The 22,617-nt window shown below is 68.0% G+C and carries 24 protein-coding genes and 1 pseudogene; 9 read left to right on the top strand and 16 right to left on the bottom strand.

The window, feature by feature from the left end:
* Positions 1 to 5: 5 nt before the first annotated feature.
* The 4 genes from rlmH to ACQY9P_RS05405 form a co-directional block, all read right to left on the bottom strand.
* Complete coding sequence (gene rlmH, locus ACQY9P_RS05420) at positions 6 to 470, bottom strand: 23S rRNA (pseudouridine(1915)-N(3))-methyltransferase RlmH (RefSeq protein WP_421736286.1); 465 nt, start codon at positions 468 to 470, stop codon at positions 6 to 8.
* A gap of 117 nt (positions 471 to 587) precedes the next feature.
* On the bottom strand, positions 588 to 1,025 hold the full coding sequence (rsfS, locus tag ACQY9P_RS05415; RefSeq protein ID WP_421738251.1) for a ribosome silencing factor: 438 nt from the start codon (positions 1,023 to 1,025) through the stop codon (positions 588 to 590).
* A gap of 185 nt (positions 1,026 to 1,210) precedes the next feature.
* Complete coding sequence (locus ACQY9P_RS05410; RefSeq protein WP_421736287.1) at positions 1,211 to 1,867, bottom strand: nicotinate-nucleotide adenylyltransferase; 657 nt, start codon at positions 1,865 to 1,867, stop codon at positions 1,211 to 1,213.
* On the bottom strand, positions 1,833 to 3,107 hold the full coding sequence (locus ACQY9P_RS05405) for a glutamate-5-semialdehyde dehydrogenase (RefSeq protein WP_421736288.1): 1,275 nt from the start codon (positions 3,105 to 3,107) through the stop codon (positions 1,833 to 1,835). Before ACQY9P_RS05405 ends, ACQY9P_RS05410 begins: the two co-directional genes overlap by 35 nt.
* Positions 3,108 to 4,314: 1,207 nt before the next feature.
* Here ACQY9P_RS05405 and ACQY9P_RS05400 point away from each other — a divergent pair.
* A pseudogene (locus ACQY9P_RS05400) lies at positions 4,315 to 4,437 on the top strand (hypothetical protein); the annotation flags it as partial.
* 296 nt (positions 4,438 to 4,733) lie between these two features.
* Here the strand turns inward: ACQY9P_RS05400 and ACQY9P_RS05395 are convergent.
* From ACQY9P_RS05395 to ACQY9P_RS05380, 4 genes are all read right to left on the bottom strand, one after another.
* Positions 4,734 to 5,672, bottom strand: coding sequence for a DUF6624 domain-containing protein (locus ACQY9P_RS05395; RefSeq protein WP_421736289.1), 939 nt, complete (start codon positions 5,670 to 5,672; stop codon positions 4,734 to 4,736).
* Positions 5,673 to 5,760: 88 nt separating this feature from the next.
* Positions 5,761 to 6,600: an aldo/keto reductase gene (locus tag ACQY9P_RS05390; protein WP_421736290.1), complete on the bottom strand. Its 840-nt coding sequence runs from the start codon at positions 6,598 to 6,600 to the stop codon at positions 5,761 to 5,763.
* 77 nt (positions 6,601 to 6,677) lie between these two features.
* On the bottom strand, positions 6,678 to 7,322 hold the full coding sequence (locus tag ACQY9P_RS05385; protein WP_421736291.1) for a Pr6Pr family membrane protein: 645 nt from the start codon (positions 7,320 to 7,322) through the stop codon (positions 6,678 to 6,680).
* Positions 7,319 to 7,684: an MmcQ/YjbR family DNA-binding protein gene (locus ACQY9P_RS05380; RefSeq protein ID WP_421736292.1), complete on the bottom strand. Its 366-nt coding sequence runs from the start codon at positions 7,682 to 7,684 to the stop codon at positions 7,319 to 7,321. The genes ACQY9P_RS05385 and ACQY9P_RS05380 overlap by 4 nt, the downstream gene beginning before the upstream one ends.
* A 35-nt stretch (positions 7,685 to 7,719) precedes the next feature.
* Between ACQY9P_RS05380 and ACQY9P_RS05375 the strand changes: the two genes are divergently transcribed.
* Positions 7,720 to 8,580 carry an NAD-dependent epimerase/dehydratase family protein gene (locus ACQY9P_RS05375; RefSeq protein ID WP_421736293.1) on the top strand — a complete coding sequence of 287 codons (861 nt, stop codon included), beginning with the start codon at positions 7,720 to 7,722 and terminating at the stop codon, positions 8,578 to 8,580.
* Positions 8,581 to 8,692: 112 nt separating this feature from the next.
* On the opposite strand, the gene ACQY9P_RS05370 is transcribed toward ACQY9P_RS05375, so the two are convergent.
* From ACQY9P_RS05370 to ACQY9P_RS05355, 4 genes are all read right to left on the bottom strand, one after another.
* Entirely contained in the window at positions 8,693 to 9,208 is a 516-nt protein-coding gene (locus ACQY9P_RS05370) for a YkgJ family cysteine cluster protein (RefSeq protein WP_421736294.1), read from the bottom strand.
* A complete protein-coding gene (locus ACQY9P_RS05365) occupies positions 9,205 to 9,642 on the bottom strand; it encodes a YkgJ family cysteine cluster protein (RefSeq protein ID WP_421736296.1) in 438 nt (145 codons plus the stop codon). Before ACQY9P_RS05365 ends, ACQY9P_RS05370 begins: the two co-directional genes overlap by 4 nt.
* Before the next feature lie 194 nt (positions 9,643 to 9,836).
* Positions 9,837 to 10,181, bottom strand: a complete 345-nt coding sequence (locus ACQY9P_RS05360) for a VOC family protein (RefSeq protein WP_421736297.1) — start codon at positions 10,179 to 10,181, stop codon at positions 9,837 to 9,839.
* Between the two features lie 44 nt (positions 10,182 to 10,225).
* Positions 10,226 to 10,885, bottom strand: a complete 660-nt coding sequence (locus ACQY9P_RS05355; protein WP_421736298.1) for a class I SAM-dependent methyltransferase — start codon at positions 10,883 to 10,885, stop codon at positions 10,226 to 10,228.
* 220 nt (positions 10,886 to 11,105) lie between these two features.
* Between ACQY9P_RS05355 and ACQY9P_RS05350 the strand changes: the two genes are divergently transcribed.
* Positions 11,106 to 11,495 (top strand): hypothetical protein, encoded by a 390-nt coding sequence (locus tag ACQY9P_RS05350; RefSeq protein ID WP_421736299.1) that lies wholly within the window; start codon positions 11,106 to 11,108, stop codon positions 11,493 to 11,495.
* Between the two features lie 116 nt (positions 11,496 to 11,611).
* Here ACQY9P_RS05350 and ACQY9P_RS05345 read toward each other — a convergent pair whose 3' ends face one another.
* Positions 11,612 to 12,553 carry a fatty acid desaturase family protein gene (locus tag ACQY9P_RS05345; protein ID WP_421736300.1) on the bottom strand — a complete coding sequence of 314 codons (942 nt, stop codon included), beginning with the start codon at positions 12,551 to 12,553 and terminating at the stop codon, positions 11,612 to 11,614.
* 69 nt (positions 12,554 to 12,622) lie between these two features.
* Here ACQY9P_RS05345 and ACQY9P_RS05340 point away from each other — a divergent pair, with 69 nt between their 5' ends.
* Positions 12,623 to 12,967, top strand: coding sequence for a lysozyme inhibitor LprI family protein (locus tag ACQY9P_RS05340; RefSeq protein WP_421736301.1), 345 nt, complete (start codon positions 12,623 to 12,625; stop codon positions 12,965 to 12,967).
* Positions 12,968 to 13,102: 135 nt separating this feature from the next.
* On the opposite strand, the gene ubiA is transcribed toward ACQY9P_RS05340, so the two are convergent.
* The gene (gene ubiA / locus ACQY9P_RS05335; RefSeq protein ID WP_421736302.1) at positions 13,103 to 14,032 is read right to left on the bottom strand and encodes a 4-hydroxybenzoate octaprenyltransferase; all 930 of its coding nucleotides are present in this window, start codon (positions 14,030 to 14,032) and stop codon (positions 13,103 to 13,105) included.
* A gap of 155 nt (positions 14,033 to 14,187) precedes the next feature.
* Between ubiA and ACQY9P_RS05330 the strand changes: the two genes are divergently transcribed.
* The 4 genes from ACQY9P_RS05330 to ACQY9P_RS05315 all read left to right on the top strand — a co-directional run bounded on the left by ACQY9P_RS05330 (position 14,188) and on the right by ACQY9P_RS05315 (position 18,310).
* On the top strand, positions 14,188 to 15,648 hold the full coding sequence (locus ACQY9P_RS05330) for a catalase (protein ID WP_421736303.1): 1,461 nt from the start codon (positions 14,188 to 14,190) through the stop codon (positions 15,646 to 15,648).
* A 95-nt stretch (positions 15,649 to 15,743) separates the two neighbouring features.
* Positions 15,744 to 16,010: a hypothetical protein gene (locus ACQY9P_RS05325; protein ID WP_421736304.1), complete on the top strand. Its 267-nt coding sequence runs from the start codon at positions 15,744 to 15,746 to the stop codon at positions 16,008 to 16,010.
* 171 nt (positions 16,011 to 16,181) lie between these two features.
* A complete protein-coding gene (locus tag ACQY9P_RS05320; RefSeq protein ID WP_421736305.1) occupies positions 16,182 to 16,472 on the top strand; it encodes a DUF454 family protein in 291 nt (96 codons plus the stop codon).
* A 44-nt stretch (positions 16,473 to 16,516) separates the two neighbouring features.
* Positions 16,517 to 18,310, top strand: a complete 1,794-nt coding sequence (locus ACQY9P_RS05315; RefSeq protein WP_421736306.1) for an ABC transporter ATP-binding protein — start codon at positions 16,517 to 16,519, stop codon at positions 18,308 to 18,310.
* Here the strand turns inward: ACQY9P_RS05315 and ACQY9P_RS05310 are convergent.
* Positions 18,307 to 20,082, bottom strand: a complete 1,776-nt coding sequence (locus ACQY9P_RS05310) for a DUF4153 domain-containing protein (RefSeq protein WP_421736307.1) — start codon at positions 20,080 to 20,082, stop codon at positions 18,307 to 18,309. The genes ACQY9P_RS05315 and ACQY9P_RS05310 overlap by 4 nt on opposite strands.
* Positions 20,083 to 20,179: 97 nt before the next feature.
* Between ACQY9P_RS05310 and ACQY9P_RS05305 the strand changes: the two genes are divergently transcribed.
* Complete coding sequence (locus tag ACQY9P_RS05305) at positions 20,180 to 21,673, top strand: S10 family peptidase (protein ID WP_421736308.1); 1,494 nt, start codon at positions 20,180 to 20,182, stop codon at positions 21,671 to 21,673.
* 160 nt (positions 21,674 to 21,833) lie between these two features.
* Here the strand turns inward: ACQY9P_RS05305 and ppk2 are convergent, their stop codons facing one another.
* Entirely contained in the window at positions 21,834 to 22,595 is a 762-nt protein-coding gene (gene ppk2 / locus ACQY9P_RS05300; RefSeq protein WP_421736309.1) for a polyphosphate kinase 2, read from the bottom strand.
* Between the last annotated feature and the right edge of the window lie 22 nt (positions 22,596 to 22,617).

Here is a 22,617-nt window from a genome sequence, read left to right as displayed (position 1 = left end):
TTGCCTCAATCCCGATGATAGGGCGAGCCCGCCAGGATGGTGACGGCGCGATAGATCTGCTCGGCCAGCATCGCCCGGGCCAGGGCGTGCGGCCAGGTCTGGGGCCCGAAGGCCAGGGTTTCGTTGGCGTTGGCGAGGATGGTCGGATCAAGGCCGTCGGCCCCGCCGATCAGGAACACGACCTTCCGCGTCCCATCGTCGCGCAGTCGGCCAATATGCTCGGCGAAGGCGCGGCTGGGCCGAACCTTGCCGTGCTCGTCGCAGGCGATGACATGGGCGCCCTCGAGATGCGGACGCAGCACCTCGGCCTCGGCGGCCTTGCCGGGCTTGCGGGCCTCGACCTCGATGATCTCGGCCGGGCCCAGGGCCAGGGCGCGGCCCGACGCCGTGGCGCGGGACATGTAGTCCAGCGCCATCTGGGCCTCGACCATGCGGCCGAGCTTTCCAACGGTGAGGATGGTGAGCTTCATCTATTCGATCGTCATCCCCCGGCTCGTCCGGGGGACCCAAGCCGAGATGGCCAGATTTTCGCTGGGAACTCAGCTTGGGTCACCCGGATAAACCGGGTGATGACGGAATGAAAAGTCTCAGTTCGCCGTGCTGGCGATCCGGTGCGGGGCGTCGATCGCCCAGATCTTCTCGATATTGTAGAAGCTGCGCACCTCGGGGCGGAACAGGTGAACCACCACGTCGCCGGCGTCGATCAGCACCCAGTCGCAGTGCGGCAGGCCTTCGACCCGCGCCTTGCCGAACCCGTTTTCCTTCAGGGCGCGGATGATGTGGTCGGCCAGGGCGCCGACGTGACGGTGCGAACGGCCGGACGCCACGATGAGGCTGTCAGCCACCGAGCTCTTGTCCGTCAGGTCGATGTGAACGATGTCCTGCGCCTTGTCGTCGTCGAGGCGCGACAGGATCAGGGTCTCCAGAGCCTTGATGCTCTGGTCCAGACTGAGGTCTGGCTTGTGGGTCGAGGACTCGGCGGCTGCCGTGTCATCGTGCGCAATTTGCGCGGGGTCGCTACGCAGCGGAATGCTCCTTATGGGGTCGCGCGGGTTCTCCTCATAGCATGGATGAGTCGAAAAGGTGAGGGGTTGCGTGCAGTGGCGCTCGATTGAGCGTGATAGCCGAAAGTGGAAGCCGGTTTCGGCGGCGATCACGCGACCAGGTTCAGAGTCCGGGTCAGCCCTTTTCGGGCGGGCCTGGAGGCGATTTAGGGGGCCTTGTTGAGCCGCTCGCGCATCGCCGTGGACGAGGCGAAGTTCAGCGGGCCGGTCAGATAGACCCAGGCCGGGGCGGTGGCGTCGGGCAGGGTGGCGGCGGCGCTGGCGGGCCGGCGGGCGTGGGCGAAACGGCGGGCGGCGGGCGAGGTGCGCGACTTCAGGGCCGCCCAGGGCCGCGAGATCACCGCCACCGGAACCTCGCGCATGATCTGGGTCCAGCCCCGCCAGCGATGGAAGGTGGCCAGGCTGTCGGCGCCCATCACCCAGACGAACTTCACGCCCGGATAGCGGGCCCGCAGCACCCGCAGGGTGTCGATGGTGTATTGCGAGCCCAGCCGCGTCTCGGCGTCCGAAACGATCATCGCATTGCCGCGAGCATGTCGCCGGGCGCCGGCCAGCCGCTCGGCCAGGGGGCGGGTCTCGGCCGACGACTTCAGCGGGTTCTGCGGCGACACCAGCCAGATCACCTTGTCGAGGTTCAGGCGATGCAAGGCGGTCTCGGCGACGTGGGCGTGACCCTCGTGCGCCGGATTGAAGCTGCCGCCGAACAGCCCGACGCGCATCCCCGGTTCCAGATGGAACCCGAGACGCTGCGCGCCTGGTCGGCCGGCCTCAGGGACGAGTCTGGCCGGTCCCGCGAACCACATATTTGAATGTCGTCAATTGCTCGGCCCCGACCGGACCGCGGGCATGGAGTTTGTCTGTGGCGATGCCGATCTCGGCCCCGAAGCCGAATTCTCCGCCGTCGGCGAACTGGGTGGAAGCGTTGATCAGCACGATGGCGCTGTCGACCTCGGCCGCGAAGGCCTCGGCGGCGGCGGCGTCCTCGGTGACGATCGCGTCGGTGTGGCCCGAGCCGTAGCGGGCGATGTGGTCGGCGGCGCCGGCCACGCCGTCGACAATGGCCACCGACAGGATTGGGGCCAGATATTCGGTGGTCCAGTCGGCCTCGACGGCGGCCTTCATGTCCGGCTCGATGGCGCGGGCGGCGGCGTCGCCGCGGAGTTCGCAGCCGGCCTTGATCAGCAGGTCGGCGATCGGCGGCAGCAGCTTGCCGGCGGCGGCCTTGTCGATCAGCAGGGTTTCGGCCGAGCCGCAGACCGACACACGCCGCATCTTGGCGTTCAGGGCGATCTCGGCGGCCTTTTTCAGATCGGCGCCGGCGTGGATGAAGACGTGGTTGAGGCCTTCCAGATGGCCCAGCACCGGGGCGCGGGCCTCGGCCTGGACGCGGGCGACCAGGCTCTTGCCGCCGCGCGGAATGATCAGGTCGATGGTCTTGTCCAGACCGGTCAGCAGCAGGCCGACGGCGGCGCGGTCGGCGGTCTTCACCGCCTGGACGGCGCTGGCGGGCAGGCCTGCGGCCTCCAGGCCCCGGACGATGGCGGCGTGGATGGCCAGGCTCGAGGCCAGGCATTCCGAGCCGCCGCGCAGGATCACCGCATTGCCCGAGCGCACGCACAGCGCCGCTGCGTCGGCGGTGACGTTGGGCCGGCTCTCATAGATCATGGCGATCACGCCGATCGGCGTGCGCACGCGGCTGATGTCCAGGCCGTTGGGCCGGGTCCAGCGCGAGGTGGCCACGCCCAGCGGATCGGGGATGGCGGCCACGGTCTCGACCCCCTGGGCCATGCCCTCGAGGCGCGTCTCGTCGAGCAGCAGGCGGTCCAGCATCGGGCCGGACAGCCCGTTGGCCCTGGCCTGCTCGATGTCGCGTGCATTGGCGGCGAGGATCTTGGCGGCGTCCTCGCGGATCGCCCTGGCCATGGCGTGGAGCGCGACGGTGCGTTGCTGCGCCGAGGCCAGACGCAAGGCGCGCGCGCCCGCACGGGCCGCCTCGCCCATCGCCACCATCGTCGCCTGCAAGCTGACGCCCGCGTCGTCCATCTGCCCTACCGTCCCAAGATATGCTCAGGTTGAGCCTTACCTAGGCGCTTTCGTGGCGAGGGGGAACCTCGTTTGTCTGAAGGCGGAGTGAGCTTTGGCGCCCGAGACACGGCTTTTCGGCTTCACGCGGTTGGCCCGCTGAAGGTGGGGAGGCGGCGGAGCGTCCGGGCCAGGCCCGGATGGGGATAGTTGGAGTACCGTTTCGGCCGTGGCCGGAGCGCTCCGCACGGTTGTTATCCCTCTGGCCGGGGCGCGCGGGTCTCGTTCAACCCTTCACCCCCATCCGGGCTTGCCCTCCTCGCGACGGACCCAGCCCTCAAGCTGCAGCCTCGCCGATTCCGGAGGACCCGGAACGAACCTTCGGACGGGCGGAGGCTTTGGCCTTCCTCCGATGGACAGGTTTACGTCCCCTGTCCTCACTTTAAGCCGTCCGGCCCGGACATTCGTCCGACCGGTGGCCCCGCACAACCGCCCCCACCGCACGTCAGGCCGCCAGCTGGACGCCCTCCCCTTGCGATGAAGCGAGGAGAAGTATGCGGGCGTTTTGAACGGTGTTGCGTCGATTTTGCATCGTGACGCTGGGTGGCGGGGTCAGAGCGTTGAATTTGCTGGGGTGGGAGTGGGGTTATCCCCGAGGCGGGACGGGGATAGAGCGCCCCCTAAACGCCACCGTCATTCCCGCCCTTGTGGCGGGAACCCCTGGTTCAGGCGACACGTGAAGCGCCAGCGAAGGGCGTGCGCCCTTCGCCCCTCCCGCACCTGCGGCGGACAGAGGGGTTCCCGCCACAAGGGCGGGAATGACGGTGCTGTAGTGGAGAGGCGCAAGCTCACCTCCGCGCCGCAGGGAGCCCTCCTTACATCTCACGGCGAGACGATCGCCGGTCTGTCCAGGTCACTCAAGGACGGCCCTGCGGGCCGCCGCGCCGCGGCGACGCGAGAGCGTCGTCCTTGACTGACCTGGACAGACCGGCACGCTGCAGCCTCCAAGAGATGTAAGGCTTGGCCCGACGCGGGGGCGTCGGCTTTTTGGCGGGAAGGCAAAGGGCGCTTTCGAGCCTAGGCGGACGCCCGATGCTCCCCCTCTGGGGGAGCTGTCGCGGAGCGACTGAGGGGGCCGCGCCGGTGTGAGTTGAGTGGAGCTCCATATGGGCTAGCGCCGCGCTGCCCCCTCCGGCCCGCTGGGCCACCTCCTCCAGAGGGGGGGAGGATCTGTCCTGGCCAGCGCCCTGCGTCCTTCGAGGCTCGCCGTTGGCTCGCACCTCAGGATGAGGAAAGCAGTAGAGCACCTCATCCTGAGGCGCCCGCGCAGCGGGCCTCGAAGGACGCAGGACCTGTCCGTTCCCCACCCGTTGCCGACGCTGTGAAGGTCCGCACTTTACTCTTTTTCATCCGTCTCCCCGGCGAAAGCCGGGGCCCAGATTCAGCCTGAGCGTCTGGGGATGATGCGCCTTCTGACCTCGCCAAGCGCGATCAGCTCTCGGGGTTCGATCTGGGCCCCGGCTTTCGCCGGGGAGAACGGGAAAGGGCTTGGTCCGCTCCTCGCACCTCCGCCTTCCGCCACGCCACGTCCCACCCGAACGCCCTGTTGATCCAGTTGAAGGCTGAGCGAGCTTTGCCTAGGCGCCGTCAGGCCCGGCAGCGGAACAGGGCGACATAGTCGGCCAGAGGTTTGAGGCCGACGTCGGCGCGGCGGCGATCGACATTGGCCGGATCCTCCAGCGGCTTGACGGTCCATTGTCCGGCCTTGCAGCCGCCTTGGGTGCCATAGCGTTGCTCACGGCCAGCATTGGCGGCGACGCGGTCATGCAGATAAGCGTAGTTGCTGGGGTTGGTTTCGCCCTTGGTCCGCAACGCGGTCAACCGTTCCAGAACGTCCTTCTGGAACTGGGGGTCATGGTCGGCGTGCTGCACAAGAATCCAGGCGGCCTTGTCCGCCTCTGCGCCGTCCCGGGAGATTGTCGGCCAGCCCTGTTTCGCGATTTCGCCTTTCAACCACTCAGCGTTGGCGTGGGCATTGACGCACTGCTCGTGCTCCAGGACGGCGAAGAGCCGCAGTTGCGCCCCATCCGCCAAGCCTTCGGTCCAGGGCGCGGACCATGACACCATCGGCGCCTGCTCGGCGGCCATTCGGCGCAGCAGTTCGCGGCCGAGCGAGGTCTTGGCGGCTCTGGACTGAGCCAGATAGACAGGCAGGTTTTCGTCCAGGCCCTTGGCTCCGCTGGGCTGGCCCGCCAAGGCCTTGTCCCGCGCCGCGTCGTAGAGCCGGACGGCCTCGGCGCCCGCCGTCCTGTCGGCCTGCCATTGGCTGCGCGAGGGCGCCTCCGCCGCCGTCTGCAGCCCCAGCTTGATTTCACGTTCGGCGTCGCTGCGACAGACCCGGTCATCGTCGGCGGTGATGGTCGAACCCAGCGCCTTGATGGCCTGCGGATCGCGCCCCTCCCGCAGTCGCCAGTAGTCGAAGGTGCGCGCCGCTTCGGGGCTTTTCAGCAGCGAATCCAGCGGAAGATCGACCGGGGCGGCGCCGGTCAGGACCAGCGCGACCAACGCCGTCGCGCTGCGAGACAACCACGGCGCCAAGCTCACTCTCCGCGTTCAATCCGCAAATATCATCGCAGAGGGCGAGTTTGGGCGCGTCTTGTCAAGTTCGGGCGCCTCAGTCCACATCCCACGTGAACGCCGCGTCGATCCAGTCCCCAATCCGCCCATCCGGCCGCGCCAACGCGAACACCGCCGCCATCTCGGCATCCGTCAGCTCGAAGTCGAGAATGTCGAAGTTCTCGACCACGCGGGCCGGGGTCTTGGTGCGGGGGATGGCGATCACGCCCTGCTGGATCAGCCAGCGCAGGGTGACCTGGCCCGGGGTCTTGCCGTGGGCCTCGCCGATGGCGATCAGCACGGGGTCCTGCGCCACCTTGCCCTGGGCCAGGGGCGACCAGGCGGTGATCGAGGTTCCGGCGGCGTGGGCGGCGGCGATCAGGGCCTTTTGCGACAGATAGGGGTGGTACTCGACCTGGTCGGTGGCCAGCGGGGCCTTCGACAGCGCCTGGGCCTGGGCCAGCACGGCCGAGGGGAAGTTGGAGACGCCGATGGCCCGGGTCAGGCCGCGCTCTTTCACGTCGTTGAGGGCGGCGATCGTTTCGGCCATCGGCACGTCGGGCTTGGGCCAGTGCAGCAGCAGCAGGTCGACGTGGTCGACCTTCAGCTTCTCCAGGCTGCGCTCGACCGAGGCCTGCAGCGGGCCGTCGGCGAAGTGGTCGATCCACACCTTGGTGGTCAGGAAGATCTCGTCACGCTTGACGCCGCTGGCGGCGATGCCGGCCCCCACGTCGCGCTCATTGCGATAGATCTGGGCGGTGTCGATGTGGCGATAGCCGATCTCCAGCGCCTGCTCGACCAGTGGCTGGGCCGCGCCGTTGTCCAGCTGCCAGGTGCCGAAACCGATGGCGGGGATCAGGACATCGCCCGAGCGGATGGCGGGAACGAGCTTGGACATGGACGACTCCGGAGTGTGACTCAAACATCTAGAGCGTGATCGCCGCCGAAACCGCGCGCACTTTCGGCTATCACGCTCTACGCCGATATAGGGTCGGCCTGCATGGGCGCCAGCCTGGCCCGCGCCCTGTGCAACGCGGTGAACGCCAAAGCGACCACCAGAAAGCCGATGAACATCACCGCCATGGTCACCAGGACGGCGGGATAGCCCCGCTTGGCCACGTTGAGGAACGGATAGGGATAGAAGCCCGACAGCGCCCCGTGGATCAGGGTCCAGGCGCCATAGACCGCCGGAATACGCACGGCGCTCACGGCCGCGCTCCACCGCGCCTCGCCCTGGCCGCCGCGCCACAGCCAGTCGATCAGGAACAGGGCCGGGGTGATCGTGTGCTGGATGTGGGAGGAGACCTGGCGCCAGGGCGGCAGGTCCCACAGGTGGGCCAGCAGGGTGTGATAGATCACCGCCGTGATCGCCAGATAGACGGCGATGGCGATCCGGGTCGACGTGGCATCGGCCCAGCGCGCCAGGCCAGACGCCGGGGCGAGCAGCGGCGCGGTCAGGGCCACGGCGGCCAGGATATTGCTGATGATCGTGAAGTAGCTGAAGAACTCGACGGACTTCTGTGGGCCCGTCGCCCAGCTCTCGTCGTGGATCATCAGGCCGTATTGCAGGGCCGGGCCCAGGCAGGCGACGGCGGCGATCAGGATGCGCCAGGCGTTCATGCGGTCTCCGTCGTCGGGTGTACGGCGTCCCAGGCCTTCAGCGTCTTCTTCGGCGCCGTGGCGCGCCACTGGCGCAGCAGCAGGCTCTGCACCGTGCCCGGATGGGCGTGCGACAGGCGGATCAGGACGTAGGGATAACTTCGATAGTGGTCGGTGAAATAGAAGGCCTCGGGCTGGGCCTGCATCAGCATCTCGCGCTCGTCGAAGCCTACGCCGGGGCAGACCAGGCTGTCGCCGTCGTCCAGCAGCCGGGTCAGGAACTTGCCGTGCGCCTTGATCGACGGATAGCCGTAGCTGGTCCCGTCCGTCACGCCGGGCAGGCCGAAGGCATAGGCGCGCACCGCGTCGAATGTCATGGCCATGGGCGCCCCTCCCGTTCCCTGACTATATGAGCATCATGACCGCCGAGAATACCCTCAAGACGCCGGTGCTGGTGCTGGGCGCGACCAGTCTGATCGGCGGCTATCTGCTGGACCGCCTGCGGGCGGCGGGCGTCGATCCGGTGGCGATCAGCCGCCGCCCGCCGTCGGGCGAGGCCTGCTGGCTGGACGCCGACCTGTCCGATCCCAACCTGGACGAGGCCCTGCCGCCGGTGGCGACGGTGTTCTCGCTGTCGCCGATCTGGCTGCTGCCCGCCGCCCTGCCGGCCCTGAAGGCCAACGGCATGACCCGGCTGGTGGCCTTCTCCTCGACCAGCCGCTTCACCAAGCAGGCCTCCGACGTTCCCGAGGAGCGCGCCGTCGCCGCCAGCCTTGCCCAGGCCGAGGCGGACGTGGAGCAGTTCTGCGCGGCCAACGGCGTGGCCTGGACCATCCTGCGGCCCACCCTGATCTATGACGAGGGCCGCGACGGCAATGTCAGCCGCCTGGCCGGGCTGATCCGGCGCTTCGGGATCCTACCGCTGTCGGGTCCCGGCGATGGTCTGCGCCAGCCGGTCCACGCGCAGGACCTGGCGATCGGCGCTGTCGCGGCCGCCCAGTCCGCCGCCGCCGAGAACCGCGCCTATAACCTGGTGGGGGGCGAGACCCTGACCTATCACGCCATGGCGACGCGGGTGTTCGAGGGGATGCGCCGGCGGCCGGTGGTGTTCTCGCTGCCGCCGGCCCTGTTTGGCCTGATGCTCAAGGCCGCCTCGCCGTTCCTGCCCGGCGCCACGGCGGCCATGGCCACGCGGATGGGCCAGGACCTGACCTTCGACAGCCGCGACGCGGTTACGGATTTCGGCTGGGCGCCGCGGGATTTCCGGCCCAAATTTTAAAGCCCTCCCCCTTGATGGGGGAGGGTTGGGTGGGGGTTATAGGGCGCTTGCCGGCTGAGCCGCCGCATCACCCCCATCCCCAGCCCTTCCCCCATCAAGGGGGAAGGGAGTTTCACTCCGCGTCGCTCAGCACCATGGCGAACGGCACCTGCGCCCCGTCGCGTTCGACATAGCCGCTGACCACCTTGTGGTCGGTGTTGAGCACGCCCAGGTCGACGTCCTCGGACGGGAACATCACGATCCGCCGGTCGCCGACGCAGATCATCAGCTCGTAGCCGTCATAGGCTCGCTGCGACATCTGCTTGAGCCGCGAATAATAGGGCTCTCGCTTCCAGGCGGCGGGCTTGCCGGGATCGACCACGACGTTCAGGCGCTTGCCGTCGTCCTTGGCGTACATCAGGAAGCCGGCCTTTTCGGGCCGCCATTCGGGGCCCAGCTTGTCGGAGGTCAGCCACAGGCAGGTGAAGGTGCGACAGGCCGAGGGGCGGGCCTCGTAATTGCCGCAGCCGCCGCCCTTCTTGAAGTGGCCGCACCAGACGCCGGCGTCCTTGTTCAGCTCGCTGATGTGCAGGACCTTGCAGCACATGCCGCAGTCGCCGCAGCTCTTGGTGAGGGGGGTGTCGGTCATGCCGGCGTCGCTCGCACTTCGCCCAGATCGATGTCCTGATCGGGCAGGATTTCATAGGCGCGGCGACCGACCAGCACGTTCAGGGTCAGCCCCTTGGGCGCGCCGCGCGCCGCCCAAGTCTTGAAGGTCGAATAGAACGGTTCCTGCCGCCAGGCCTGGGGCGAGGCCGGATCGACCTCGACGATCAGGGTCTGGCCGTCGTGCTCGCGGTGCAGGACGAAGCGCGCGCGGTCGGGCCGCCAGCGGTCGTCCAGGCCCTCGGCGCGCAGCCAGTAGCAGGAGAAGTCGGCGCAGGCCCTGGGGCGCGTCTCATAGATCGCGCAGCCCGCGCCCTTGCGGAAATGCTGGCACCAGGTGTGCGGGCGCTTGTCGATCGCCTGCACGCCCATCAGCTTGCAGCAGAGACCGCAGTCCCCGCACGACCTGTCCGCCATCCCGCGCCCCAAATGCTCCGCTGGCGGACATTAGCGGCGGGATGTGACGGTTTGATGCTGCGGGGGCTTCAGTCGCAAAGGCCCCACCCATCCGCTCACCCCCGCGAAGGCGGGGGCCCAAGCCGAGTTTCAGGGCTCACTGACTGACTCCGCTTGGGTCCCCGCCTTCGCGGGGATGAGCGGTGATCAAAACGTCAAATCTCGCTCCAGACACCCAGCTCATTCCCCGACGGGTCGGTGAAGTGAAACCGCCGGCCGCCCGGGAAGCTGAAGATCGGCGCGGTGATCACGCCGCCGGCGGCCGTCACCTTGGCCGCCATGGCCTCGATGTCGTGGGCGTACAGCACCACCAGCGGCTTGTCGGTCGAGCCTTCCTGCGGGGTGGTGAAGCCACCGTCGGCGCCCTGGCCTTCAAAGGCGGCGTAGTCGGGGCCATAGTCGGTGAAGGCCCAGCCGAAGGCCTGCTGATAGAAGCCCTTGGTGGCCGGCAGGTCGGTCGCGGGCCATTCGATATAGTCGATCTTGCCGTCTTCGCGCATGGTCGCGATCTCCAGAAGTGTTCTTCTAATGTTCTAAAAGGCCGTCACGGCAGAGTCCAGACGCAGGTGCGCTTGACGGCGAAATCTTCCAGCTCGCGCGTGGTCTCGACCTGGTATTCGGCCAGCTTGATCAGGTCGTCCTTGCGGAAATAGGTGCGGCCCGGATCGCCGATCAGCACGGCGGCTCCGGCGGCGCGGCCCTGGCGCAGCCAGGTCATCACCGCCTCGGCCATCGGCTTTTCGTAGCAGATGTCGCCGGCCAGCAGCACGTCGCAGGCCGGGGGCGGGGCGTCCAGCAGGTTGCGGTCGGTGAAGGCGATCTCCACGCCGTTGACCTGGGCGTTCACGCTGACCGCCGCCTCGCAGAAGCTGTCGATATCGTTGGCCAGCACGCTTTTCGCGCCGGCCTTCATCGCCGCTATGGCCACCAGGCCCGAGCCGGTGGCGAAATCGACCACGGTCTTGCCGGCCACGATCTGCGGGTTGTCGAGAATGTAGCGCGCCAGCGCCTGACCCCCGGCCCAGGCGAAGGCCCAGAACGGCGGCGGCAGGCCCAGCTCTTCCAGGGCTTCCTCGGTCAGCTTCCAGATCGGGGTGATCTCGTCGGCCAGGTGCAACGACAGCTCCGGCGCATGCGGCGGTGGCTGGACGCGGGTGTTTTCAAGAATGAAGGCGCGGCGGCCTTCCAGCGTCTGGTCGATCATGGCGCGCTTAGAGCATTGGCGAGGCCATCAAGCATGCTCATTTATCTTCCGTCGTTCCACAAGGGCGGGAGTCACCCGAGACTGAACAATGGCCCGCGGTGGCGATCTGAATGTCCGTGTCGGCCGAAAGCCCAACGCATGCTTCGACCCAAAGGCGACGTTCGATTGCCTTTGTGGGTAGCGACGATAGTCTCGTCGAATGAGGACTTGGCTGATCATCTTGGCGACCGTGTTGGCCTTGGGCGTCGGTTTGACCGGGTGGGCCAAGTTCGGGCCGCTAGATGAGCGAACCGCCATTCTTCTTCGGCAGTCTCACGGATCGATTGAGCAGGGAGGCAAACTGGGCGTCCACATTGGCGATACTTGGAGCGAGGCTGATCGCGCGCTGAGACAGCAGGCCAATGTCGGCAAGCCCTACCACAAGGCCGGCTGGTCCAATGAGCCAAACAGCTCCGTCCAATATCTTGATTATCCAGTCTTGGTAGGGGAAGCACAGGCGGTCTATCGCGACACGAGTTGGCAGAATGGAGTTGTCGCCCTCCGCCTGAGGGATGGCATCGTTGTCGGCATTCAATGGAACTACGTCGGGCCGTTTTTCATCGACACATGACAACGTCTGCTCATCACCCCGAACAGGCGATTACCATGTCCGCTTTGGGGCCAGCGACCGAGGTTGCCGGCGTCGGTGCATCCCCGTCATGTCAGAGCGGGAATGACGGATTGAGTTCAGGCCGGGACCTTGCTTGAGGCTTCGTTCAGCACGGCCAGATAGCCCGGCGCGGTCAGCATGCCCTCCGTCAGCCCCTTCCGCTCCAGCAGCCGGTGCGCCAGCGGCAGGTTCCAGCACGGGGTGTGCATGAACATGTGGTGCTCGGCGTGGAAGTTGACGTGGTAGGGCGCGATCAGGGCGCGCTCGATCCAGTTGGCCTTCGTGGTGCGGGCGTGGCGGAACGGGTCGGGCTCGTCCTTGGCGACCAGGGCGTGTTCGGCGATGTTGCGCAGGCGGGTGACCAGCGGGAACCAGGTCGCCATCGGCACGATCCACAGGGCCAGCCACGCCCACCACAGGCCGAGCGCCGACAGCACGACCAGCAGGCCGAGATTCCACAGCAGGAACGGCTTCTGCCGCGCGATCTCGCCGGTGAAGATCGCGCCTTTCGGTTGATCCCCCTTGAGCTTGCCCAGCAGGGGCCCGAACCGCTGCTTGAAGAAGGTCTGGCCCGTCAGGTCACGGATCATCTTGCGGCGCAGCGACCGTCGCGTGGTCGGAAACGGCGCCGACAGGATCAGGTCGGGATCCTGCGCCTGCTGGGCGTATTTGTGATGGGTCAGGTGATAGGGGCGATAGCTGGCCAGGGACGCGCCGATCGGCGCCGCGCACAGCCACTCGCCGATCCAGTCATTGACCTTGAGGTTCGGGTGCAGGCCGCCATGGGCCGCCTCGTGCATCAGGATCGCCAGGCCCAGCTGCCGCGCGCCGATCAGCATCACGGCCAGGATATAGGTCAGGGGATTGGGGAAGGCGACGAACAGGGCGCCGGCCGCGAGGATCACGGCCCAGGCGTGGCCGACCATGAAAATCCCGCGCCATGACGAGCGCGCCGAGATCTTCGCCCACTCTTCGGGCGTGAACAGGTCCAGGGGTTTGACGCGCGATGCGACGGCCATGGAACGATCATCGCACATTCAGATTAGGCCTGACAGGATGACCCGACGTCACGGTTCCCGGAGAGAGAAATGCGCCGCCTGATCCCCGCCCTCGCCCTTGGTCTGGCTTTCATCGCCGGCTCGGCCAGCGCCGCCAGCTTCGACTGCAGGAAGGCCCGCACCGCCGACGAAAAGGCGATCTGCGCCGAACGCGCCCTCAACGACAAGGACGTGCGGATGAACGAGCTGTACGGAATCAACAAGCGCACCTTGGCCATGGGCGGACGCGGCGCGTTGATGGACCAGCAGCAGGAATGGCTGAACGACCGTCGCAAGTGCGGGGCCAACAAGGCCTGCCTGAACCGAGCCTATGACCGGCGGCTGGCCGATCTGGAGAAGGGGATGGAGCGGATCTACAGCAACGGGCCGTTCTAAATAGCGCCGTCAAAAACCTTGTCATCCCGGCCGCAGCGAAGCGGAGAGCCGGGACCTAGAGCAACCGCAACGCGGCGGCCCCTGGGTCCCGGCTCGGCGCGCTACGCTACGCCCGGGATGACAGTTTTAACGGACTTAGAACCGCGTCTCCGGCTTCCACAGCCCCGCCACCAGCGCCGCGAACAGCACCAGGCCGGCCACGGTGTTGGACTTGAACAGCTTCAGCGCCCCGGCCCCGTCATCGATCCGCACGGCGGCCGCCTGCCGCGACAGGTGCACGGCGAACAGCGCCGAAAGCGGCAGGAACAGCGCGCCCAGACCGCCGACCCAGGCCGCCGCCACGGCCAGCACGAAGGACGCGGCATAGAAGCCCGCCACGCCGATCTGCACCCTCTCGCCTAGCCTGCGCGTGGAGGACTTGATCCCGGCCAGAGCGTCGTCCTCGATGTCCTGGATGGCGTAGATGGTGTCGTAGCCCAGGGTCCAGAAGAGGCCCGAGGCGTAGAGCAGGGCGGCGGACCATGACAGGTGATGGGTGGCGGCGGCGTAGCCCAGCAGCACGCCCCAGTTGAAGGTCAGGCCCAGCCACGCCTGCGGCCACCAGGTGATGCGCTTCATGAACGGATAGGCGGCGACCAGACCCAGCGACAGCACGCCCAGCCCGATCGCCAGCCAGCCCAGGCAGATCAGGATCAGGAAGCTGACCCCGCAGCAGCCGATCACGAAGGCCCAGGCCTGCTTGACGCTGATCAGCCCCGCCGGGATGGGCCGCATGGCCGTGCGGGTGACCTGGGCGTCGAAGTCGCGGTCGACGATGTCGTTGAACGCGCAGCCGGCCGCCCGCATCAGGGCCGCGCCGACGAAGACCGCCAGCAGCAGCAACGGGTTTGGCCACTGGCCCTTCTCGGCCCCGGCCAGGGCGATGCCCTGCCAGCCGGGCAGCATCAGCAGCCAGATCCCCGCCGGCCGGTCGAACCGGCCCAGCTTCAGCCAGGGGCGCAGGGCCGGTGGCGCGTGGCGGTCGACCCAGTTGGTCGCGGCGGCGTCGGGCAGGATGGCGGTCATGGCGCAGGCTTAGCGAGCTTCTGCCAAACCGGGAAGACGCGGGGCGTCCAGCGCTGGCTGTCATAGTCTCAGTCAATGCTGTCGAGAAAAACGATCAATTGGATTTATCGCCCCGCAACCTTCACCTTGTGCGCACCAACACGGCGGAGGCCAACATGACCGACAAGATCCTGACCACGACGGGCGGCGCGCCCATCGCCGACAACAACAATTCCCTCAGCGCCGGCCCTCGCGGCCCGCTGCTGATGCAGGACTACCAGCTGCTGGAAAAGCTGGCCCACCAGAACCGCGAGCGCATCCCCGAGCGGGTGGTCCACGCCAAGGGTTCGGGCGCCTATGGCACGCTGACCGTCACCCAGGACGTCACCCGCTTCACCAGGGCCAAGTTCCTGTCCGAGGTCGGCAAGAAGACCGAGATCCTGATGCGCTTTTCGACCGTGGCCGGTGAGCGCGGCGCCGCCGATGCCGAGCGCGACGTGCGCGGCTTCTCGATCAAGGCCTACACCGAGGAGGGCAACTGGGACATGGTGGGCAACAACACCCCCGTGTTCTTCGTCCGCGATCCGCTGAAGTTCCCCGACTTCATCCGCACCCAGAAGCGCCACCCCGTCACCAACCTGCGCTCGCCGACGGCGATGTGGGACTACTGGTCGCTCAGCCCCGAAAGCCTGCACCAGGTGACGACGCTGTTTTCCGATCGCGGCCTGCCGCAGGGCTACCGGTTCATGCACGGCTTTGGCAGCCACACCTATTCGTTCATCAACGACGCCAATGAGCGGGTGTGGGTGAAGTTCCACTTCAAGTCGATGCAGGGCATCAAGACCTGGACCAACGCCGAGGGCGATGCGGTCATCGCCAATGACCGCGAGAGCGCCCAGCGCGACCTGTTCGAGGCCATCGAAGGCGGCGACTTCCCGCGCTGGAAGTTCTGCATCCAGGTGATGACGGAAGCTCAAGCGGAAACCTTCCGCTGGAACCCCTTCGACCTGACCAAGGTCTGGCCGCATGCGGAATATCCGCTGATCGAGGTCGGGATCGTCGAGCTGAACCGCAACGCCGACAACTATTTCGCCGAGATCGAGCAGAGCTCGTTCAGCCCCTCGAACGTGGTGCCGGGCATCGGCTTCTCGCCGGACAAGGTGCTGCAGGCGCGGATCTTCGCCTATGCCGACGCCCACCGCTATCGCGTGGGGACCCACTACGAGTCCCTGCCGGTCAACCGTCCGCGCTGCCCGGTTCACACCCAGCACGCCGACGGCGCGATGCGCTTCGACAGCCCGCCGCGCACCAACGCCTGGTACGAGCCCAACTCGTTCGGCGGTCCGGTCGAGGACAAGCGCTTCGCCGAGCCGGCCCTGCCGCTGTCGGGCGACGCCGACCGCTTCGACCATCGCGGGGTCAGTGACGACTATACCCAGCCGGGCGACCTGTTCCGGCTGATGAACGCCGACCAGAAGCGCCAGCTGTTCGACAACATCGCTGCGGCCATGCACGGCGTGCCGGTCGAGATCCAGCGGCGCCAGCTGGTTCACTTCCACCACGCCGACCCGGCCTATGCCGCCGGGGTGGCCCAACGTCTCGGGATCGTCTTCGACGCTCCCGTCGCCGCCGAATAGGTCCCCGCCCCCGGGACTGTTCGACGGTTCGGGGAGGGCGGCCAAACCCCCGCCCGCCGTCCTCCCCCTCACCGTTGCCGATCAGGAGTTTTCCGATGTCCACCGCCCGTCCCGCCGATCCCGCCGCTTTGGCCTTCCGAGGTCTGGGCTGGACGCTGCTCATGCTGGGCGGCCTGGCCGGAATCGCCATGCCGGCGGTGGTCACCACCGGGCTTTGGACGGCGGCCAGCCGGGCCTTTGCCCGCGGCGGAGACGACGCCATGGTCCAGCGACTGCTGTCGGCGACCAAGTTCGGGCCGCGCATTCGACGCCGGCTGAACCGCCCGGCGCCGCGTCGCATCGGCGGGGTTTGCGAAGCCTAAGGCTCCATTTCGCCGTCATTCCCGCCCTTGTGGCGGGAACCCCTGGTTCAGTTTGCGAGTGAAGCGCCGTGGGGGCTAGCCCGCCAGTCTTCCGCACCTGCGGCGGATAAAGGGGTTCCCGCCACAAGGGCGGGAATGACGGTTGTCTATTTCAGCGATAGTGTTTCGGCGATGACGGCTCCGCCCCCGAATGATCCCAGACCACGCCGCCGCCGCCGCCGCCGCCTGTCGCGCGCCGAGCGCTGGGCGGTCGATGGTCTGGGGGGAACCCTGGTGGCGATCGGGGCCGTGGGCATCGTCACGCCGGGCATGCCGACCACGGTGTTCTGGATCGGGGCGGTGGTCTGCTTCCTGAAGACCCGGCCCCACGCCGTGCGGCCCCTGCTGCGAACCCCGATCGTGGGTCCGGCGATCCGGTGGTTCCTGCGCTGGCGGCCGTTTGGCGGCGGACGCAGGCGCTAGCGGGGTCGCCTGCGCGCGGCAAAACCCCTATCTACCCCCGCATCATGAGCGACTTCATCGACGACGAGGACGAAACCGGCGTCCGCAAGCGGGCCCTGTCCAATCGGCAGGTCCTGGGCTTCATCGCGCGGTTCTGGGGGCGGCGGCCCGTGCTGTTCTCGCTGGGCGTGGGCCTGACCCTGGCGGCGATCGGCTTCGATCTGGCCATGCCCTACGCCTCGGGCCGTCTGGTCGACGCGGTGGTCGACAGGCCGCGCGGTGATCCGGCCGCCTGGGCCGCCCTGTGGGTGTTTGTCGGCGTCTATCTGGCCTTCGCGGTGGTGCGCAACATCTCGCACCGGTTCTGGATCCCGCTGGCCGCCCGCAACATGGAAGAGATGACCAACGAGGGCTTCGCCAGGGTGCAGGCGTTCTCGTCGGACTGGCACGCCGACAGCTTCGCCGGCGCCACGGTGCGCAAGCTGACCCGGGCGATGTGGGGCTATGACAGCGTCACCGACGCCGCGACCATCTGGCTGGGTCCCGGGATCATCGTGCTGGCGGGCCTGTCGCTGATGATGCTGGTTCGCCAGCCGCTGGCCGGCGTCGTCTCGCTGGTGGTGGTGGCGGCCTATATGGGCGCCAATCTGGTGGTCACCGAGCGCTATGTGCGGCCCAGCAACCTGCGCTCCAACGCCCTGGACTCCCGGATCGGCGGGGCGCTGGCCGACGCGGTGACCTCCAACCCCACCGTCAAGAGCTTCGGGGCCGAGGCTCGCGAGACGGCCCGCATCGCGGAGGTCACCGCCCAGTGGCGCGACGCGGTGATGGTCACCTGGAGCCGCTTCACCGACGTGTGGCTGGGCCAGAACCTGCTGCTGGTGCTGCTGCAGGCCGGGCTGACCGGCTCGATGGTCTGGGGCTGGAGCCAGGGCACCGCCACGCCCGGCGACGTCGCCTTTGCGATCACCGCCTTCATGCTGATGAGCGGCTATCTGCGCAACATGGGCGAGAACATCCGCATGCTGCAGAAGGGCCTGGACGACACCGAGGATGTGGCCGCCTGGGCGCGCCTGGCTCCGCAGATCGCCGACGCGCCCAACGCCCCCGCCTTCCAGGTCGGCCCCGGCGCCATCGCCTTCGAGGACGTGACCTTCCGCTACAAGGCGGCGGGCGCGCCCCTGTACGACCGCTTCTCGCTGACCATCGCGCCCGGCGAGCGGGTGGCGCTGGTGGGGCCGACGGGCTCGGGCAAGTCGACCTTCGTCAAGCTGATCCAGCGCCTGCACGACCTGCAGGGCGGCCGCATCGTCATCGACGGCCAGGACGTGGCGGCGGTGGCTCAGGGCTCGCTGCGCCGCGCCATCGCAGTGGTGCCGCAGGACCCGGCCCTGTTCCACCGCACGCTGCTGGAGAACATTTCCTATGGTCGCCCCGAAGCGACCCGCGCCGAGATCGAGGCGGCGGCCCGCAAGGCCCACGCCCACGACTTCATCCTGGGCCTGCCCAAGGGCTATGACACCCTGGTCGGCGAGCGCGGGGTCAAGCTGTCGGGCGGCGAGCGCCAGCGCGTGGCCATCGCCCGCGCCTTCCTGGCTGACGCCCCGATCCTGGTGCTGGACGAGGCCACCTCGTCGCTGGATGTGGAGACGGAAGGCCAGGTCCAGATCGCCGCCGAGGCCCTGATGGCCGGCCGCACCACCATCGTCATCGCCCACCGCCTGTCGACCGTGCGCGGCGCCGACCGCATCCTGGTGTTCCAGAAGGGCCGTGTCGTGGAAGAGGGCCGTCACGCCGAGTTGAAGGCCAAGAGCGGGGTCTATGCGCGGTTGAACGCGGTGAGCGAGGGCGTGGGTTAGAAAGGCGCGTTGCTGAGGGGGCTTGGCGCGACCGGTGGGCCTTTTGGACGGTCGGATTTGGATTCTGCGCCGGCGCAGCCGTCACCCGCCGGAACCAGGAACAACCTGCGTCCGCCGACCAGTATATCCCGGCGCGGCGTGGGCTCGGCCAGCAGGACAGTTCCCGCCTTCAGGGCGGCGGCCAGATCAACGGCGTCGCAGACATAGGGTGTCTCGGCCGTCTTGCGCCACCGCGCGCCGTCGAAGCTGAACACGTCGAAACTGGCGCCGCTGGCGAGCAGGACTTCGTCCTTCCCGTCCGCATTGACGTCGAGCAGCAGGGCGGAGCACTGCGAGCCTTGGCCGATGCAGCCCGATCCGGAGTCGTCGCGCCAGTCCTGGCGCAGGAAGCTTTCGGGCAGGGCGCGGCCGACCGGATAGACCGTCAGCTTCGACAGATCGATCTTCTCGATAACCGGCGCGGTCTTGATCTTCAGTGCCGCAGCCGCCTTGGCGCGGGCCGCGACCCCCGCCACCTTGCTGGTCTTCAGCCGCTCCAGCGCCGCCTTGCCATACCGCCCGCTGTCAAACCGCAGGAACTGGTAGTCGAACTTCTCGGCCTTCACCGTCCCCCGCTCCAGCCGCCCCACCTGATCGTTCACCGACAGCCGCGCCGGGTCGGCGATCGGCGTGAACAGGGCGATCAGCAGGGCCAAGCTGACGAAGGCCAGCGCCACATTGGCGCGCTCCAGGCCCTTCATCCAGACGCCCGGCCGCAAGGCGGCGATCGTGTAGCCCAGGGCGTAGCCGGCGGCGATCACCACGAAGGCGGCGGCGAACACCCGCTCGGGCGTCAGGCCGTGCTGGCCGATCCGCAGGGACAGGCCATAGGCGGCCAGGGCGCTGATCGGCACCAGCAGCAGGCCGGCCAGCCGCGCGGCCCATTTCAGGACCACGGGCGGGGCGTCCTCGCCGTCCTGATAGGCGGCGTTGATCAGCACGATCAGGTGGGCGGCGGCGGTCAGCAGCAGGGCGGTGGCGGCCTTGGTCTTCCACAGCGGCTCCAGCCCGGTGAACGGCAGGCTGGCCAGGAAGGCGGCGGCGATCAGGGCCATCAGCGGCAGCAGCCAGGCCAGCAGGGTCAGCGCAACTGTACGAACGCCGCGCACCAGGGTCGAGCGCACGTCGGTCAGCTGCACGGCGGCGGCGAAGATGGTGGTGGTGGCCGGGATCGCGAAGGCCGGCTCGGTGATCAGCTTCTGGAACGCCTCGATGCCGATCAGCTTGAACAGGGCCGAGCCCAGGAACAGCAGGATCCAGAACACGCCGGTGAAGCCGACCGACAGCACCATCTGCACCCCGTGCATCCAGGTGACGTCGAAATAGCCGTGATAGCTGGCGACGAGTTTGCGCTCGGCCTGGGCGGGCTGGATCAGGTGGTGGGCGATGAACAGGCCGACGGCGATGGCGAGGAACACCGGCGCGTCTGGCATCTTGTCGCCATCGACGCCGTTCCAGGCGCCGTGGAAGGCCAGATAGGCCGCGAAGGCGGCCGCGATCAGTCCCCAGACGATCAGGCTGGTCCGGCGCAGGGCGCCCACCCCGGCCAGGATCACGAACGGGGCGAAGGCGGCCGTCAGCACCAGCGGCGCGAAGAGCAGGGGCTGGGTGGCGGGCCAGGCCTTGAGATCCTGCGCGTGTTGCAACAGGTACAGCAGGACGCCCTGGGTGAGACCCACGCCCAGCCGGACGGCCGTCGTGACCCGGGTCGAAGGGCTTGCGGTCTGGTCCATGGTCAATCCTCGCTCGCGGGAACAGGACCACGCCCGGGCGCCGTTGTGAAGCTGGCGTCGATGCACTAGCAATTTCAGCCTCATTTCGGGGGTGTGCATGCGAAATTCATTCAAGGCCGCGCTGACGGGCCTGGTTTTGGCGACGGCGCTGGGCGCGGCGGGCGGCGGCTTCGCCCAGGACGCCAAGGCGCCCGCGAAAGCCGAGGCCCTCGAACTGCCGGCCTTCCCGGCCGACAAGTCGGTCAAGCAGACCACCACGGTGGGCGGCAAGGTGATCAGCTATACCGCCACGGTCGGCTCGCTGCCGGTGCGCGACGAGAAGGGCAAGAAGGTGGCCGAGGTGGCGTTCACCGCCTACACCCTGGACGGCCCTCGCGATCCCAATCGTCCCCTGACCTTCGCCTTCAATGGCGGCCCGGGCGCGGCGTCGGTCTATCTGAACTTCGCCCTGGGTCCCAAGCGCGTGCAGTTCGGCGCCGAGGGCGACAGCCCGTCCGCGCCCGTCAAGCTGGAAGATAACCCCGCCAGCTGGATGGACTTCACCGACATCGTCTTCATCGACCCGGTCGGCACCGGCTTCTCGCGCAGCCTGACGACGGAGGAGGAGACCAAGAAGCGCTTCTATGGCGTCAAGCAGGACATCGACTACCTGTCGCGCATCGTCTTCGACTATCTGGTCAAGACCGAGCGCCTGGCCTCGCCTAAATACATCGTCGGCGAAAGCTATGGCGGCTTCCGGGGCCCGCGCCTGGCCTACACCCTGCAGACCGACCTGGGCGTGGCGGTGAAGGGCGTGGTGCTGGTCTCGCCGCTGCTGACCAGCGCCGGCCGCCAGGGGCAGGAGGTCTCGCCCCTGCCGTCGATGTGGACCCTGCCCTCGATCGCCGCCGCGAAACTCGAGCGCGACGGCAAGCTGACGCCCGACGCGATCAAGGCCGTCGAGGACTATACGCGCGGCGAATACATGGTCGACCTGATGAAGGGCTCCGACCCCGCCGCCCTGGACCGCCTGACCACCAGGGTCTCGGCCATGACGGGCCTGGATCCGGACTATGTGCGCCGGGCGGGCGGGCGGCTGGAGACCCAGTCGTTCCTGCGCGAGGTGTTCCGCGACAAGGGCCGGCTGGGCAGCCGCTATGACAGCAACGTCACCTCGGCCGATCCCTTCCCGTTCGCGCCCGAACAGGAGACCAACGACCCGATCCTGGACTCGATCATCGCGCCGACCACCAGCGCCATCGTCGACTTCACCACCCGCACCGTCGGCTGGAAGCCCGAGGCGCGCTACGAGGCCCTGTCCAACGGCGTCAACCGCCTGTGGGATCGCGGTCGCGGCGCCGACACCGAGTCGGTCAGCGACCTGCGCAAGATCGTCTCGGTCGACCCGAAGCTGAAGGTGCTGATCGTCCACGGCTACAACGACCTGTCGTGCCCGTTCTTCGCCTCGCGCCTGATCGTCGACGCCATGCCCGCCACCGTGGCCGGCCGCGTCAGCCTGGCCCTCTATCCGGGCGGCCACATGTTCTACAGCCGCGCCGACAGCGGCGCCGCGTTCCGCAAGGACGTGATGGCGCTGTACGGGGTGAAATAGCGGCTTCCCTTCTCCCCTTGCGGGAGAAGGTGGCGGCTGAAAGCCGACGGATGAGGGGTCGAAAACCTTGTCCGTCGGCGTCGCCGCCAATCCTCGAACGACACAGCGCGACCCCTCATCCGGCGCTTCGCGCCACCTTCTCCCGCAAGGGGAGAAGGGCTCAGCGCGCCAGCCGGCCGTCGCTCAGGGCCGAAACCTCGAACGGGAAGATCACCTCGGGGTCGGGCTTGGCAACGCCCTTCAGCAGCTTCTTCTCCCCGGTCGAGTGCAGCAGCCAGCGGATGATGTTGAGCCGCGCGGCCTTCTTGTGGTCGGCGCGGACGCAGATCCAGGGCGCGGCCTCGGAATGGGTGCGGGTCAGCATCTCGTCGCGGGCGGCGGTGTAGTCGTCCCACTTGGCCTCGGCCACGGCGTCCAGGTCGCTGACCTTGAAGGCCTTCAGCGGATCCTCTCGGCGGGCCTTCAGGCGCTCGGCCTGGGTCTCGCGGCTGATATCCAGCCAGAACTTGCCGTAGCGCATGCCGCTGTCGACCAGCATCTTCTCGAACGCGGGCACGTCGTTCAGGAACTGGGCATGCTGCTCGGGCGTGCAGAAGCCCATCACCGGCTCGACGCCGCCGCGATTGTACCAGGAGCGGTTGAACAGCACCGCCTCGCCGCTGGCCGGCAGCCATTCGACATAGCGCTGGAAATACCATTCGCCCTGTTCGCGGTCCGACGGCTTGGGCAGGGCCACGACCAGGGTGTTGCGTCGCGACAAGTGCTCGGTGATCCGGGCGATCGCCCCGTCCTTGCCGGCGGCGTCGCGGCCCTCGAACACGGTCAGGATCTTCCAGCCGTCCTTGATGGCCTTTTTCTGCAGGGCGATCAGGGCCAGTTGCAGGGTGGCGAGCTCTTCTTCGTAGTCAGCGGTCTTGGTCATGTCGGGAGCCTACCGCCAGAAG

It is taken from the genome of Caulobacter sp., assembly GCF_965279145.1.
GTDB lineage: Bacteria > Pseudomonadota > Alphaproteobacteria > Caulobacterales > Caulobacteraceae > Caulobacter.
The sequence above is the reverse complement of the archived record's forward strand: the minus strand, read 5'-3'. Positions and strand labels throughout refer to the sequence as shown.

Excerpts from the sequence above, each read along its gene's own strand:
- rlmH (WP_421736286.1), bottom strand. The coding sequence starts at position 470 with ATGAAGCTCACCATCCTCACCGTTGGAAAGCTCGGCCGCATGGTCGAG.
- ACQY9P_RS05410 (WP_421736287.1), bottom strand. The coding sequence starts at position 1,867 with ATGTGGTTCGCGGGACCGGCCAGACTCGTCCCTGAGGCCGGCCGACCA.
- ACQY9P_RS05405 (WP_421736288.1), bottom strand. The coding sequence starts at position 3,107 with ATGGACGACGCGGGCGTCAGCTTGCAGGCGACGATGGTGGCGATGGGC.
- ACQY9P_RS05390 (WP_421736290.1), bottom strand. The coding sequence starts at position 6,600 with ATGTCCAAGCTCGTTCCCGCCATCCGCTCGGGCGATGTCCTGATCCCC.
- ACQY9P_RS05385 (WP_421736291.1), bottom strand. The coding sequence starts at position 7,322 with ATGAACGCCTGGCGCATCCTGATCGCCGCCGTCGCCTGCCTGGGCCCG.
- ACQY9P_RS05380 (WP_421736292.1), bottom strand. The coding sequence starts at position 7,684 with ATGGCCATGACATTCGACGCGGTGCGCGCCTATGCCTTCGGCCTGCCC.
- ACQY9P_RS05375 (WP_421736293.1), top strand. The coding sequence starts at position 7,720 with ATGACCGCCGAGAATACCCTCAAGACGCCGGTGCTGGTGCTGGGCGCG.
- ACQY9P_RS05370 (WP_421736294.1), bottom strand. The coding sequence starts at position 9,208 with ATGACCGACACCCCCCTCACCAAGAGCTGCGGCGACTGCGGCATGTGC.
- ACQY9P_RS05365 (WP_421736296.1), bottom strand. The coding sequence starts at position 9,642 with ATGGCGGACAGGTCGTGCGGGGACTGCGGTCTCTGCTGCAAGCTGATG.
- ACQY9P_RS05360 (WP_421736297.1), bottom strand. The coding sequence starts at position 10,181 with ATGCGCGAAGACGGCAAGATCGACTATATCGAATGGCCCGCGACCGAC.
- ACQY9P_RS05355 (WP_421736298.1), bottom strand. The coding sequence starts at position 10,885 with ATGATCGACCAGACGCTGGAAGGCCGCCGCGCCTTCATTCTTGAAAAC.
- ACQY9P_RS05345 (WP_421736300.1), bottom strand. The coding sequence starts at position 12,553 with ATGGCCGTCGCATCGCGCGTCAAACCCCTGGACCTGTTCACGCCCGAA.
- ACQY9P_RS05340 (WP_421736301.1), top strand. The coding sequence starts at position 12,623 with ATGCGCCGCCTGATCCCCGCCCTCGCCCTTGGTCTGGCTTTCATCGCC.
- ubiA (WP_421736302.1), bottom strand. The coding sequence starts at position 14,032 with ATGACCGCCATCCTGCCCGACGCCGCCGCGACCAACTGGGTCGACCGC.
- ACQY9P_RS05330 (WP_421736303.1), top strand. The coding sequence starts at position 14,188 with ATGACCGACAAGATCCTGACCACGACGGGCGGCGCGCCCATCGCCGAC.
- ACQY9P_RS05325 (WP_421736304.1), top strand. The coding sequence starts at position 15,744 with ATGTCCACCGCCCGTCCCGCCGATCCCGCCGCTTTGGCCTTCCGAGGT.
- ACQY9P_RS05320 (WP_421736305.1), top strand. The coding sequence starts at position 16,182 with ATGACGGCTCCGCCCCCGAATGATCCCAGACCACGCCGCCGCCGCCGC.
- ACQY9P_RS05315 (WP_421736306.1), top strand. The coding sequence starts at position 16,517 with ATGAGCGACTTCATCGACGACGAGGACGAAACCGGCGTCCGCAAGCGG.
- ACQY9P_RS05310 (WP_421736307.1), bottom strand. The coding sequence starts at position 20,082 with ATGGACCAGACCGCAAGCCCTTCGACCCGGGTCACGACGGCCGTCCGG.
- ACQY9P_RS05305 (WP_421736308.1), top strand. The coding sequence starts at position 20,180 with ATGCGAAATTCATTCAAGGCCGCGCTGACGGGCCTGGTTTTGGCGACG.
- ppk2 (WP_421736309.1), bottom strand. The coding sequence starts at position 22,595 with ATGACCAAGACCGCTGACTACGAAGAAGAGCTCGCCACCCTGCAACTG.